At 59.9% G+C, this 13303-nt stretch carries 15 protein-coding genes; 6 read left to right on the plus strand and 9 right to left on the minus strand.

The window, feature by feature from the left end; translation table 11 throughout:
- Nucleotides 1-35 precede the first annotated feature (35 nt).
- Complete coding sequence (locus tag HBH25_RS08145; RefSeq protein ID WP_168083321.1) at nucleotides 36-695, plus strand: FKBP-type peptidyl-prolyl cis-trans isomerase; 660 nt, start codon at nucleotides 36-38, stop codon at nucleotides 693-695.
- A gap of 6 nt (nucleotides 696-701) precedes the next feature.
- Here the strand turns inward: HBH25_RS08145 and rsd are convergent, their stop codons facing one another.
- The 7 genes from rsd to HBH25_RS08180 form a co-directional block, all read right to left on the minus strand.
- Complete coding sequence (gene rsd / locus HBH25_RS08150) at nucleotides 702-1175, minus strand: sigma D regulator (RefSeq protein WP_168083323.1); 474 nt, start codon at nucleotides 1173-1175, stop codon at nucleotides 702-704.
- 200 nt (nucleotides 1176-1375) lie between these two features.
- The gene (locus HBH25_RS08155; RefSeq protein WP_168083325.1) at nucleotides 1376-1864 is read right to left on the minus strand and encodes a disulfide bond formation protein B; all 489 of its coding nucleotides are present in this window, start codon (nucleotides 1862-1864) and stop codon (nucleotides 1376-1378) included.
- A 148-nt stretch (nucleotides 1865-2012) separates the two neighbouring features.
- Nucleotides 2013-3248 (minus strand): heme biosynthesis HemY N-terminal domain-containing protein, encoded by a 1236-nt coding sequence (locus HBH25_RS08160; RefSeq protein WP_168083327.1) that lies wholly within the window; start codon nucleotides 3246-3248, stop codon nucleotides 2013-2015.
- Complete coding sequence (locus tag HBH25_RS08165) at nucleotides 3245-4444, minus strand: uroporphyrinogen-III C-methyltransferase (RefSeq protein WP_168083329.1); 1200 nt, start codon at nucleotides 4442-4444, stop codon at nucleotides 3245-3247. The genes HBH25_RS08160 and HBH25_RS08165 overlap by 4 nt, the downstream gene beginning before the upstream one ends.
- Nucleotides 4445-4472: 28 nt before the next feature.
- A complete protein-coding gene (locus tag HBH25_RS08170; RefSeq protein ID WP_168083331.1) occupies nucleotides 4473-5222 on the minus strand; it encodes a uroporphyrinogen-III synthase in 750 nt (249 codons plus the stop codon).
- Entirely contained in the window at nucleotides 5219-6160 is a 942-nt protein-coding gene (hemC, locus tag HBH25_RS08175) for a hydroxymethylbilane synthase (protein WP_168083333.1), read from the minus strand. The genes HBH25_RS08170 and hemC overlap by 4 nt, the downstream gene beginning before the upstream one ends.
- A gap of 116 nt (nucleotides 6161-6276) precedes the next feature.
- Entirely contained in the window at nucleotides 6277-7026 is a 750-nt protein-coding gene (locus HBH25_RS08180) for a LytR/AlgR family response regulator transcription factor (protein ID WP_168083335.1), read from the minus strand.
- Nucleotides 7027-7481: 455 nt separating this feature from the next.
- On the opposite strand from HBH25_RS08180, the gene argH reads away from it, so the two are divergent.
- From argH to HBH25_RS08200, 4 genes are all read left to right on the plus strand, one after another.
- The gene (argH, locus tag HBH25_RS08185) at nucleotides 7482-8876 is read left to right on the plus strand and encodes an argininosuccinate lyase (RefSeq protein ID WP_168083337.1); all 1395 of its coding nucleotides are present in this window, start codon (nucleotides 7482-7484) and stop codon (nucleotides 8874-8876) included.
- A 9-nt stretch (nucleotides 8877-8885) separates the two neighbouring features.
- The gene (locus HBH25_RS08190; protein WP_168083339.1) at nucleotides 8886-9158 is read left to right on the plus strand and encodes a hypothetical protein; all 273 of its coding nucleotides are present in this window, start codon (nucleotides 8886-8888) and stop codon (nucleotides 9156-9158) included.
- 76 nt (nucleotides 9159-9234) lie between these two features.
- A complete protein-coding gene (locus tag HBH25_RS08195) occupies nucleotides 9235-9480 on the plus strand; it encodes a TIGR02647 family protein (RefSeq protein ID WP_168083341.1) in 246 nt (81 codons plus the stop codon).
- A gap of 73 nt (nucleotides 9481-9553) precedes the next feature.
- A complete protein-coding gene (locus HBH25_RS08200; protein ID WP_168083343.1) occupies nucleotides 9554-12388 on the plus strand; it encodes a class I adenylate cyclase in 2835 nt (944 codons plus the stop codon).
- Nucleotides 12389-12456: 68 nt separating this feature from the next.
- On the opposite strand, the gene HBH25_RS08205 is transcribed toward HBH25_RS08200, so the two are convergent.
- Both HBH25_RS08205 and cyaY read right to left on the minus strand, forming a co-directional pair.
- The gene (locus HBH25_RS08205) at nucleotides 12457-12654 is read right to left on the minus strand and encodes a DUF1289 domain-containing protein (RefSeq protein ID WP_168083345.1); all 198 of its coding nucleotides are present in this window, start codon (nucleotides 12652-12654) and stop codon (nucleotides 12457-12459) included.
- Nucleotides 12654-12986 carry an iron donor protein CyaY gene (gene cyaY, locus HBH25_RS08210; protein WP_168083347.1) on the minus strand — a complete coding sequence of 111 codons (333 nt, stop codon included), beginning with the start codon at nucleotides 12984-12986 and terminating at the stop codon, nucleotides 12654-12656. Before cyaY ends, HBH25_RS08205 begins: the two co-directional genes overlap by 1 nt.
- Nucleotides 12987-13163: 177 nt before the next feature.
- On the opposite strand from cyaY, the gene lptM reads away from it, so the two are divergent.
- The gene (lptM, locus tag HBH25_RS08215) at nucleotides 13164-13298 is read left to right on the plus strand and encodes an LPS translocon maturation chaperone LptM (protein ID WP_168083349.1); all 135 of its coding nucleotides are present in this window, start codon (nucleotides 13164-13166) and stop codon (nucleotides 13296-13298) included.
- The last annotated feature ends 5 nt before the right edge of the window (nucleotides 13299-13303 follow it).

Here is a 13303-nt window from a genome sequence, read left to right on the forward strand (position 1 = left end):
GCGACGATAATCGGGCTTCACCTCGGGAGTTTTCAATGTCGCGTTTCCTGTTGTTAACGCTATGCCTGGCCGCGCCCTTGAGCTTGGCCGAAGACGCACCTGCGACCGCTCACGACCTAGGCTACAGCCTGGGTGCCAGCATCGGCGAGCGGTTGCGCGATGACCAGCCTGGCCTGGACATAGAAGCACTGGTAGAGGGTTTGCAGCAGTCCTACCGTGATCAGCCGTTGGCGTTGGACAAAGCCAGGATCCGCCAGATTCTAGCGGACCATGAGGCCGCACTGAACCCGCCTGCGCAAGGGTCAACAGTGGAAGCAGCGCTACAGGCCGAGCGGCGTTTCATGGCCACTGAGCGCGCTCGCGCTGGCGTTCATGAATTGCCAGGTGGCGTTCTATACACGGAGTTAACGCCCGGCCAGGGGCAGAAACCTACTGCCAGCTCACGTGTGGAGGTGGTGTATGTAGGACAATTGCCAGACGGCACGGTGTTTGACAGGAATGATCAGCCGCAATGGTTTCGGCTGGACAGCGTGATAGAGGGCTGGAAAATCGCACTTGAGCAGATGCCTACCGGGGCTCGGTGGCGCGTGGTAGTGCCTTCAAACCTGGCGTACGGCGCAGAAGGCGCAGGGGAGCTTATTCCACCCTACAGCCCCCTGGTATTTGAGATCGAACTGCGTAACCTGGCGGGTTGAAGCGGTTCAGGCCTGGACGGCGACGTCCTCGCGGTGAGCGGTATGCAGCACCTCGATCAGGCAGTCTTCCAGTTCGAAACGCTCGTGCAGAATGCCGCCCAACTCACGCAACCGCGCGCAGAGGTCTGCAAAATCCGTGCAGTCGCCCTTGTCGCAATGGTCGTTGAATTGCAAGCAGCGCTCGGTAAGCACATCGAGGCGTGGATAGATCTGTTCAGCCAGCTCAAGGCCACGCTCATCACCAAACGCTTTGGCTTCCTGGGTTAGCTGCTCATACACCCCGAAGTGACCGGCAGATACGTAATCCACCAGTGTTCCGCAGAAGTCCTGCAGTGCCGAGCGACGAAGACGGCCTTCCTCTGAGGCCTCTTCAATAGCACCGAACGCTTGAATCAGGTGCTGGCGATCCTGCAACCATCGGTCGATGATCAAATGGACACCACCCCAACGTTCCTGCGCATTCTGACAACTTTCCAGCATGGTCTGTTCTTCCCTTGAGGTTTACGCTGAAGACGGAACGCAAACCAGCCAATGGCCAGCGAACCAGCACTGTACGACTCATCGAGCGTAGCAAAGGGCCATGCTCTGGTGCCTTAAAGGAGAGTATGCCCCAGTGCTTGCAGCGGCAAGGCGCAGCGCCGCAATCTTCATACAAGCGTTTGATTCCAGCGATCGGCTGCTTAGCGTTGGAGTACTTGCATGAATGAAATCACCCCAAGGCCGGCGAAGGTCAGAAGGCTCCACTCAGGCAAGCTCATGTCCAGTAGCGTCCAGGTGACGATGGCGCAGTCGGGAGAACCCAATACAAGCACCTTCAATGTCTGGAGCAGAGCGTCTGACTTATCAAGGTGCAAAAGGTTCGGCATGCAAACCCGTTCCTGTAGGGGGGCGTGAGCTTGAAGCCACAATTGCCGCATGGCCGACGCGGCGCCGACACCTATGGCCAGCAAAGCGCCGGCTGCACACAGGCGCGCCCCTGAGAGGGTACGTGCCTTGAACCAGCCAAACACGCTTGTGATTGCAACCAGCAGTAGGCAACCCCGCTGAATCACACACGTAGGGCATGGTCGCAAAAAGCCTGTGTTTTCTACATAGACTGCCGCGCTCAATGCCAGCATGGCCACTGCGAAGATCAACACAAACAGATGACGCGAACGGGCCAATGGCATGTGCAATCCAGCTACGCGGTTAAAGGGCAGCCACGTTAGTTGAAAGCCTCCAAGCCTTTCAAGCGTGGCAACACCAGAACCAATCTGAAAAACCAAGGTGTTCAAACCGCCGGTCGCAGCTCACCAGCAGCGTGTGGTCGCAATCAGGTTACGCCCTGACAGGGCCGGGCAGTGGCAACGCCAAAAGGCGCTCGTCCAATAGGCCCAACCCTTCCTGGAACAACGCATTACTACGCTGTGTATCGCCCAATTGCGCCAGCAGCCGCGCGAGCTCAGCACAGGTTTCAGGATTACGCTGACAACGTAGGCTGGCTTCCAGGTAATCACGTGCTTTCCCCCATAGCCTGTCCTGTAGGCATAAGCGCCCCAATGTCAGGAGAAGGCTAGGGTCCTGTGGGTGCGCTTTGAGCAGGCTTTCGGCAAAGGCTACCGACTTCGCAGGAGCGTCCCCTGCCACTAGGCCATACTGGCGCACCAAATGGCTGTCATAGCCGCGTTTCAGAGCATTGCGTACCACTTCTTCAGCTTTCGCTGACGCGCCCAGACGGCGCAACCGCTCGGCGTAGCTAAGCACCAAGGCAGGTTCCTGGCGTTGGCTGGAGCTCAGTTGCTGCCAGGCGTTATCCAGTTCCGCTTCATTAGCAGCCTCGCCTTCGAGCCCACCTGAGAGCAACCGTGAACCCACCGCTTGCTGCTCCAGCGCCGCAATATCCTCTGGGCGCATGACTTTATGCTTGCGCAAGTCCGGCAGCAGGCGAACCAGAGTAGGCCACTCCTGGCGTTGCACACAGACACCCGCCAGTTGCCGCAGTACTTGAGTGTTCCCTGGGTAGCGTTGGTGCATAACCTCAAGTGTTGAAAACGCACCTTCACTGTCTGCGCGATCGACCTGCAACTGGGCGTGGTTCAGCGCCACCGCCAGCTCAGCCTTGGGTTGACGCGCCAAGGCCTTCTCCAATAGCGCATCACTTTGGTCGTAAAGGCCTTGCTCGTTAGCCGCGCGTGCGGCGCCCAAGTAATAGAACAGCGGGTACTGCTCATTTTCAGCAGCAAGCGTAAGGTGCTTTTGCGCACTGGCCCAGCGACCCTCGGCCAGGTCTACCTGGCCACGCGCGATCGCCGAATGCAGGCGGCGCTTACGGTTGCGGCGCGACCAGGGATTTACCACACCTCCGGAAGTGGCCAGCATGCGGAGCAGGCTGACGAGCACAACACCTATCAGTACCAAGATCAGCAGGGCTGCCAGGGTGGTCCATAGGCCTGACTCATAACGGAATACATGTGGGTAGTCGATTAGTACGTAGCCGGGATGGAGGGAAATGCTCAGGCCGATCACCAACGCGAGCGCGATCGTGACAAACAGCACCACGTACAGGCGCTTCATGGCTGACGCTCCTGTGTTTCAGCCGGCTGATGACGACGTGCCATGTAGGCTTGCAACGCCGCCAGGCTAGCTGACAGGTCCGGGGTATCCACGGTCACACGACTGGAAGCCAATTGCTCCAGCTTCGACAGCACACTGGCGCTCTGGGTGTTGTCCTGGTTGAAGTTTGCTGTAAGCACCTCACGGGCCTGCGCTACCGCCTGTTTGAACACCGGTTGCTCACCGTTCAAAGCGGCCCATTGGGCCTGCTCAAGGGCAAGGCTTAGCGCTAACCGTACCTGCGTAAGGCTTTGCCCAGCCAGCAATGGCCGCACGTTGGCATCCGGGTTGAAATCAATACGGAAGAAGCTGGAAATACGCGCCCACCATTGGCGCCAATGCAGAGTGCTGTCGTCTTCGACGGCATTGACTGCATCACGATCGGCTTCGAATTGTGGTGCAAGCACAGAGAGCTGGGCTGCCTGCTCACGCAGGGCCGAAAGCTGCAGGAACAGCCCGGTACGGTCAGGCTGCTCCGTGGCCTGCAGGGCGGCCAGGCTACGAGCAAGTTGCTCGCGGGCAGCGAAGGCGTTGGGATCATCCTGCTCACGCAGAATATCATCGGCGCCTTGAACCAGTGCACGAGCACTGTTTACATCCTGAAGCGCCGATAACCTCAGGCTTGCCAGGCGGACCAAGTGTTCGGCCTCAGCCAGTCTCCAGTCCTGACGGCTTGCACCTAGTACAGTTTCCAGGCGCTGCCCGAGGCGCTGTTGATCGCCCTGGAGCTGAGTGATCAGCCTGCGCCGTTCGTCAAGCTCGCTAGCGGTCGGCAGCTGAGCCAGTCGCTCATCAAGGCTGCGGGCCTGGCTGGCAAGTTCACGACCATTGGATGCCAGGCTTTCTACCTGGCTGCCTTGCTGCTGCTGGCCTGCACTAAGCTGGCGCAGTTGCCAGGCGGCCCACCCGCCTACACCAAGGCCTGCTGCAGCTACCAGCAAGGCGAGCGCGGCGATGCCTCGGCCAGCGCGTTGGCGCGTAGCAGCATTACGGGCAGCAGGCGGCGGTGTTGCTGAACCCTGTGCAGGCTTGACAGGCTCGCGTACAGGCTCTGGCCCTGAGGCCGAAGCTTTTGCCGTACTGGGTACCGGCTCCCCTACCGGTGTCGGCTTAGGGAGAGGGCCTTTAGAGTCGTTAGGCGGGACTGTTTCGCTCACGTATCCTTCCTTTGTCGAGGGGCGCGGTTCACGGGCTTAAGGTGGACAGGGCAGCCATCAGGGCAACGCTACCTGCGCCGCGGCAGTTGATAGGGTTACGGCAGCCTAGCGATCGTGCAAGGCCAGCCACGCGTTCGCTAGGCACGAACAAGGGCCGCGCTGCAAGTTCAGGCCAGGCAGTACCCGCAACACGGTACAAATGTTCCAGCCCCTGACCACTGCTGACCACCGTGCCATTCAGGCGTTCCGCTTGCAGCCGTTGGGCTACTGCATCGGCAGGATAGTCAGGCGCGCTGCGCCGGTACAGTTCGAGATGTTCCACAGCAATACCTCGGTCGCCCAGGCGCTCGGCCAACCACTCCCGCCCCCCTTCTCCGCGCAATATCAATACGCGGGCGTCAGGCTCGCCTATGGCGGCCTCAAACGCAGGTAATCGCCACAAGGCTTCGCTGTCATCCCCCTTTGGGGGGAACTGTGGCTTCAGGCCAGCCTGCTCAAGCACCCCAGCAGTTGCAGCGCCCACGGCAAACCAGGCTGGGCTGGCAAGGGTTGGGGCAGGGTTTAAAAAGCGCACGCCTAGCTGGGCAGCCGGTTTGCTCACGACCACCACAGCAGTGAAGCGCTTCAAGTTGGGAGGCAGGGGCAAGGACGCTACCACATGTGGCTCTATCAGCAGCATGGGCATGGCACTGCCATAGTGGCCCTGCTCTGCCAGTTCAGCTGCCAATGCCTCACACTCAGCCTGTGGGCGTGTCAGCAGCAGCCGCCATGCGCTCACCGAGGCTCGTCGCCTGCATAAACCTCGTCCAGAATGACCTTGGCACCTTTGGCCAGTAGTTCATCCGCAATACGGCGACCTAAGGCCTCGGCGCTGGCCATGGGCGCCCGGCCCTCAGCGTGCAGCAAGTGAGTGCCGTCTGGCCGCCCGACCATTCCCCGCAGCCATACCTGCTCACCTTCCAACACTGCATAAGCGGCAATGGGCACCTGACAGCCGCCGTTGAGCTGTTTGTTCATGGCGCGTTCAGCGTCTACACGCACGGCGGTGGGGCCATGATGCAAAGGTGCAAGCAAGGTATGCAGCACGGCGTCTGTGGTGCGGCACTCGATGCCTACAGCGCCCTGCCCACCAGACGGCAGGCTGCTTTCCACAGAAAGCGTGTCCCGGATCCGGTCTTCAAAGCCCAGGCGAATGAGCCCGGCCGCCGCGAGAATAATGGCGTCATATTCACCGGCGTCCAGTTTGGCCAAACGCGTATTGACGTTGCCGCGCAAAAAGCGGATTTGCAGGTCTGGCCGGGATGCAAGCAACTGAGCCTGGCGCCTGAGGCTGGACGTGCCGACAACGCTGCCTGCGGGAAGGCTTTCAAGGCTGGCGTAGGTGGTGGATACGAAGGCGTCTCGGGGGTCTTCACGCTCGCAGATGCAGTAAAGGCCAAGCCCTTCGGGAAAGTCCATGGGCACGTCTTTCATCGAATGCACGGCGATATCTGCGCGGTCTTCGAGCAACGCTGTCTCCAGTTCCTTCACGAACAGGCCCTTGCCGCCGATCTTTGCCAATGGCGAGTCGAGCAACTTGTCGCCTCGGCTAACCATAGGAACCAGGGTGACTTGCAGCCCTGGGTGGGCGCGTTCAAGGCTAGCCTTTACATAGTTGGCCTGCCACAAGGCAAGTGCGCTTTTGCGCGTGGCGATGCGAACCGTTCGAGCGTACATGGGGGAGATACCAAAGCCAAAATACGGCCAATAATAACATTTCCCCACGCCCAAGACCGTTCTGTGCCCCTATTGGCCTGATAGAGGCCTATTCATCAAGGGCAACGGCAGGTCACTCAAAGCTGCTGCATCATCTTGCGCACACCGGCCACATGGCGGCGGCTGACAATCAATGCGTCACCATTGAGCCCCTTGAGGTACAGCTGAAAGTGACCCACGGGCGTACGCTGAAGCTTTTCTATTCGCTCCCGGGCCACCAGCGCATTGCGGTGGATACGCACAAACCGGTCGCCAAACTCGTCTTCGAGGGCCTTGAGCGGTTCATCCAGTAACACCTCGCCGCTCTCGTGGCGAAGCGTGACGTACTTATGATCAGCAATGAAATAGATGACCTGATCCATGGGAATCAGCTCAATGCCCTTGCGCGTACGTGCGCTGATATGGGTGCGGGGGCCCGTACTGCCGGCACTGGCGGCTGGCCGGGTAAGTGCGGCCAATGTCACGCGGTTGGGTCGCTCTGCCCGTTTCAATGCATCAGACAACTTGTCCGAACTTACCGGTTTCACAAGGTAGCGAACTTCGTTGTTCTCAAAGGCGCTGACGGCAAACTCGTCCTGCCCGGCGCAGAATACGATGGCCGGCGGAGCGTCTCGTTCGCAGAGCTTTGCAGCAACCTGTAGGCCATCGAGGCCAGGCATGCGGACGTCCAGCAGCACCACATCTGGCTTAAGGCTATCGATCAGCGTCAAGGCCTCGGCGCCGTTTCCTGCGCCTGGCTCCAGGACGCTGTACCCTTCGAGGTCGCTGACCATTCGGCTCAGTTTCTCGCGGGCCATGGGTTCGTCATCAACGATCAGGACATTCATAGAGTGCCGGATTCCTGGGTAAGTCTTGCGGATAAAAAGCGGAAACAGGTGAGCGGGCAGCCGTGACGGCGCTCCACGCTGAGACTGGCGCTTGTATCGAAAAGTGCCATAAGCCTCACCGATCTCTCACCTGCGCTTGCAGGCATGGGTGTTAAAGCTGCTATCGCAAGGGGGGTAGTGCTGTAATTGAGGCGCAACTGATCTCTCCCTGGTCGCCTGCCATTGCCCCCCAAAAGGACAAGGTCTGTGCTCGTAGCATCAGGCCTTTGGACGGGCCAATGCACACGATTGCGGCGTCCTTCTCACTGTAGACGCTTGTTAGCGCAATATTGCTCAATCGCCCTGCCTCCTTTTAGCCAGCGGCCAAGCGTTGGCCATGCAACGGCGGCACGCAGCCCTTGCAGGGCAACCCTGCTATGATGCAGCCCTCCCGTTCGAACCTCTACGAGCCTTTCATGAGCACCGACAAGACCAATCAGTCCTGGGGCGGCCGCTTCAGCGAACCCGTCGACGCCTTCGTCGCCCGTTTCACCGCTTCGGTCAGCTTTGACCGCCGCCTGTATCGCCATGACATCATGGGCTCGGTGGCCCATGCCACCATGCTGGCGCAAGTGGGGGTACTGACAGAGGCAGAACGAGACACCATCGTTGAGGGGCTAAGCACGATCCAGGCCGAGATCGAAGCCGGTGAGTTCGATTGGCGCACGGACCTTGAGGACGTGCACATGAACATCGAGGCCCGCCTCACCGATCGCATTGGTGTCACGGGAAAAAAATTACACACCGGCCGAAGCCGTAACGACCAGGTGGCTACCGATATCCGCCTCTGGCTACGCGATGAGATCGATACCATCCTGGCCGAGATCACGCGCCTTCAGGAAGGCTTGCTGACCCTTGCCGAGCGCGAGGCGGGTACCCTCATGCCAGGCTTCACGCACTTGCAGACAGCACAGCCTGTGACGTTCGGTCATCACCTGCTGGCCTGGTTTGAAATGCTCAGCCGGGACTACGAACGTCTCGTCGATTGCCGCAAGCGTACCAATCGCATGCCGCTGGGCAGCGCCGCCCTCGCAGGCACCACCTACCCCATCGACCGGGAAGCAACCTGCGCGCTGCTGGGTTTCGAAGCCGTCAGTGGAAACTCGCTGGACGGCGTATCCGATCGGGATTTCGCCATCGAATTCTGCGCGGTGGCCAGCCTGGCCATGATGCACCTGTCACGTTTCTCCGAAGAACTGGTGCTGTGGACCAGCGCGCAATTCCAGTTCATCGACCTGCCAGACCGCTTCTGCACTGGCAGCTCCATCATGCCTCAGAAGAAAAACCCGGATGTGCCGGAGCTGGTACGGGGCAAGAGCGGCCGCGTATTCGGCGCGCTGATGGGCCTGCTCACCCTGATGAAGGGGCAGCCCCTGGCCTATAACAAGGACAATCAGGAAGACAAGGAGCCGCTGTTCGACGCCGCGGATACCTTACGCGACTCGTTGCGCGCCTTCGCCGACATGGTGCCAGCTATCAAGCCCCGCCCGGACGTAATGCGCGAAGCCGCGCTACGCGGTTTCTCCACTGCTACAGACCTGGCCGACTACCTTGTACGCCGTGGCCTGCCCTTCCGCGATTGCCACGAAATCGTCGGCCATGCTGTGAAATATGGCGTAGACACCGGCAAGGACCTGGCCGAGATGAGCCTTGAGGAGCTGCGCCAGTTCAGCGCCCATATCGATGGCGATGTGTTTGAAGTGCTGACGCTGGAAGGCTCGGTGAACGCCCGTGACCATGTGGGGGGCACTGCGCCTGCACAGGTAATGGCAGCTGTCATCCGTGGCCGCTCTCTGATTGCCCAACGCTAAGGCCTGACAATGAACGACGAACTCAACGATGAAGACTTTGCCGAGGCAACCCTGACCGAGGCCATCCGCAACCAGCTGGAAAATGATGAACCCCCAGCGGCCAAAGCCACTTTCAACAAACTCAAACTGGTGGGATACGAAGAAGACGATATCCTGAACCTCATGGCCCACGTGCTGGCGATCGAGATCGACAACATGCTCAAGGCCGACCGCCCCTTCGACGGGGCATGGTACGAGGCGGCGCTTCGTGCGCTACCTGAACTTCCTGAAGAGGAAGCCTGACCCGTCGAGTGGCCCACGGGGCATACCTAAAGCCGGTATGCCTCATCGACGACAACAACAATAGCGAGGCCGCTTCATGACTTACAGCACGGAATTGATTGCCGAAATCGAATTGCTGTCCCTGTTCAACCTTGCCAACACCCAAGAAGGGTTGAAAGTCCATCATACGGCGGCACCTGCCGCCATTGCGGCAGCGCTACGGCTGCACGACAAAGAGCTGCTCACCCAGCCCGATGGGGGCTACCTCACCAGCCTTGGCCTTGAAGCTGCGCGACATGCGCAAGCGCTCACCACCATACTGACGGCCACAGAAAACGCCTGACCACCCTCAACCTTGAGCCAAACCAGCCGATAACACCTATAGGTCGTTGTCGGCCTGATGGCCTGAGCATGAGATGACCCGTACTCGCGAGATCCGCCCTGACCTGGGTACAGGCATCGATCGCAAGGTGCTGGCCCATCTGCGCCAGCGTTTTCTTAGGGTCAATGCCGGTCGCTTGGAGCGCGCCCTGGAAGGGTTCGGCAGCCGCCAGCAGTCCGTGTTGCGCCTGATGCCATTGCTGTTCCACGTGAACCATCCCTTACTGCCGGGTTATGTGTCAGGGTTCACCCCAGCAGGGCTGAGCGCGTACGAACCCGACGAGGAGACCCTGGCCGAAGCACAGCGCCTTACCCGCTCTTTCAGCTACAAGCCACGTCGAGGTAACGCCCCTACGCCTGTGCAGGGGCTTTTTCTGATGGGGAGCCTGGGCAGCCTGGCCCAGGAGGAAGGCAGCGACATGGATGTATGGGTGTGCCATGCCTCCGACCTCGACCCTCAAGCGTGCGACGAGCTGCGACGCAAAGCCCACGCTATCGAGGTTTGGGCCGAGAGCCAGGGTGCCGAAGTACATTTCTTCCTGATCGACTGCGAGCGCTTCGTTCGGGAAGACCGCGACAACGCTCTCAGTTCGGATGACAGCGGTACGACCCAGCACTACCTGCTACTGGACGAGTTTTACCGTACCGCCATCTGGCTAGCCGGGCGCACCCCCCTGTGGTGGCTGGTACCTGCCTATGAGGAAGCGAATTACGCTGGTTTCACCCAAGCCCTGCTAAGCAAACGGTTCGTTCGCCAGCAAGACGTACTGGACCTGGGAAACCTGTCGCATATTCCGCCAGGCGAATACCTCGGTGCTGGCCTGTGGCAACTGTTCAAAGGCCTGGCGTCACCCTACAAGTCTCTGCTCAAGCTGTTACTGACGGAGGTGTATGCCGCGCAGCATCCCGCTGTGCAGTGTGTAAGCCTGCAGTTCAAGCAGGCGGTGTATGCGGGCCGGCTGATACTGGATGAGCTGGACCCTTACCTGATGGTCTATCGCCGTATCGAGACATACCTGCTCGCCCGCAGCCAACATGATCGGCTGGAGCTGGTACGGCGCAGCTTGTACGTGAAGGTGAACCGGAAGGTCAGCCTGGCGCGCCCTGAGCGCACCAAGAGTTGGCAGCTATGCGTTATGCAGCAGCTGGTTACCGAGTGGCACTGGAGCGAGCAACAGGTTCGCCTGCTGGACCACCGTAACCAGTGGAAAGTGGCTCAGGTCATTTATGAGCGCCAGGCACTGGTGGGTGAATTGAACAACAGCTATCAATTCCTCACGCGCTTTTCGCATGTGCAACAGGCCAGCAGCCCGGCCAACCGCAAGGACCTCAACGTGTTGGGGCGCCGCCTCTATGCAGCCTTTGACCGGCGTGCAGGCAAGGTTGAACGCCTGAACCCTGGCATTGCGCCCGACTTGGCCGAGCACACCATTACCTTGGTAGAGGTCCCTGACCGCCGTGAAGCAGGAAAGCGCCTCTGGTGCCTGTACCGCGGCAACCTTGGCGCATTTGAGTACGAGCACCACACGCCGTTGAAACGCAGCCATGAGCTGATTGCGCTGCTGACTTGGGGGCACCTCAACGGCATTATCGATACGGCCACCCGTATCGCGCTTCATCCGGGAGAGTCGGACCTGTCGGAGCTTGAGCTATTCAATGTGCTGGGTGCCCTGCAGCGCACGGTGTCACTGCCTATGCCGGCTGTCAGTGAGGCGCAGTTGCTACAACCCAGTGTGCCGGCCGAGGTGCTGCTGATCGTAAACGTGGGCGTAGACCCGCTCAGGCACCACCGGGAACTCAACATTCTGATGACCACGGAGCGCACCGACTCGCTTAGCTACGCTGCTGCAGGTGACAACCTTGTACTAACGTTGGACCAAGTGACTGTGAACAGTTGGAACGAAGTGCTGTACCACCGCTATGACAGCCGCCACGCCTTGCTCGACTGCCTGCGCGATTACCTGAATGGGCTGCCAGGGCACAAGGCGCCCAAGCTGCAGGTAGGCTGCTATTGCCACAACCGCGCCCACGCGATCAGTACACGGGTGAAGGACCTGTTTGACACCGCAGTGCAGCTGCTGGCCCGCGACCTGGGGCACCGTTATCTGATTCAGGTCCAGCAACAGTACCATGTGCTGGAGCTTGCACCTGGCCATGTGCGTCATGTGCCGCTGCCAGGCCTGCCCGTGCTGCTTGACTACCTGGCCAGGCCTCTCAAGCGTTACAGCCCCCTGCATTTGGATACCTATGCTCTGGGCGGCCATGAGCTGTCGCTGATATTGCCGCATGCCCACCCCGACTGCGTGCAGGTTTTCTACAGCCCGCAGGGGCATGAGGCGCTGGTGTACGTGCTGGATGAATACAACAGCCTGTGGCTCCAGCCATTTGCGTTCCATGATGAGGCTGGGCTATTGCTGCCACTGCAACGCTTTCTTCGAAGCGTGGCGTATCGACGCGAAACCCGAATGGCTGCGGATAGCCCCCCTGCCCTCGGCCCGTTGTACTACCGAATCAATAACGCACCAGGGCAGCGCCGCAGCGTCGAACGCCGCCATCCTTCAGAGCCCGACGACAGCAGCGGCTTTTACGCCGTGCAAGCCATTCTGCACAAGAAGCCAGGAGGCGCGCCCCGTGTAACCTTGTTCTGCCATCAGAAAGAATTCAGCGAGGCTGAGCACGGAGACAGGCTGTACCTGGAAGTAGCCCGCGAGATACTGCAGCAGCGGCACGGTACAGAGGGCTACCGCTGCTACATCACAGACCTGGATTTGTCTGGGCTGAGCGGCGACCTGCAACTGTCCAGCAACACCTACCTACGTTACAAGGCCACTTTGGAAGAAGCGCTGAATGCGGCCTTGAAGAGCCTGTGACCAGCTCCTGAGCTACGCCCAGCCCCATAGCCATGAGCTTCTGGGGCCTATCTCCTTGCGTACTTTGCCTAAACGCTGGCCTCACGCTGCTCGGCCAGTGCTCGAATCTCCCGCCGGCGCTCGTCGCTGGCCGCACGCCATTCGCGGATATGCTCCACGTGGCGGTGACACCCTTGGCAATAGCGGTCTTCGTCCAGCTTGCACAGGCTTACACAGGGCGACTTCACGGCTGTGCTGATATTGCTGTAGAGGGGTTTGGCGGCCATCAGATGTCGTCGAAGTCCAGTTTTTCGCCAGATTGTTCGAACACAATCCTCACCAGCATTTCATTGAGCAGCTCGTCCGAAGAATCGCACATCCACTGCCGCGACTCTTCGCTGTAGTCGAAGTGAAAGCCCCCTGAACGGGCGGCCAACCAGAGCTGGCGCAGGGGTGCCTGACGGCTGAAGATCAGTTGGGTGCCATTATCGAAACGCACGGTCAACACGCCGCCGGAGCTTTCCACGTCCACGTCCAGGCCACTCTCATCGAACACGTCTTCCAGGGCTTCCTGGGTCTTGTCCACCAGATCGTGGAAACGCGCTTCAGTCAAACTCATGAGCAACCTCAGTATCGAACGGGCCAGACAACTGCGGCACGATACGAGCAGATCCAGGCGAATGCAAAGACTATCGGCCAATGGGCTGCCGCTCGGCGGGGTGGTCATTTCGTAGGCAAGCTGACAGCTCGCCGGTATACTCGGGCGCAACTGACGGTTTATACAAAGGATTTCGCCATGAAGCGCCTGATCGCCTCATTCGCTGCGCTCGTCGCGGTTGCCTGCCTCGTGTCTGCCTGTGGCCAGAAGGGCCCGCTGTATCTTCCGGACGACGCCAAACACGACGGCCATAGCCAGTCGCAACACGAATAAGGGTC

This window comes from Pseudomonas quercus (assembly GCF_012033695.1).
Taxonomy (GTDB): Bacteria; Pseudomonadota; Gammaproteobacteria; order Pseudomonadales; family Pseudomonadaceae; genus Aquipseudomonas; species Aquipseudomonas quercus.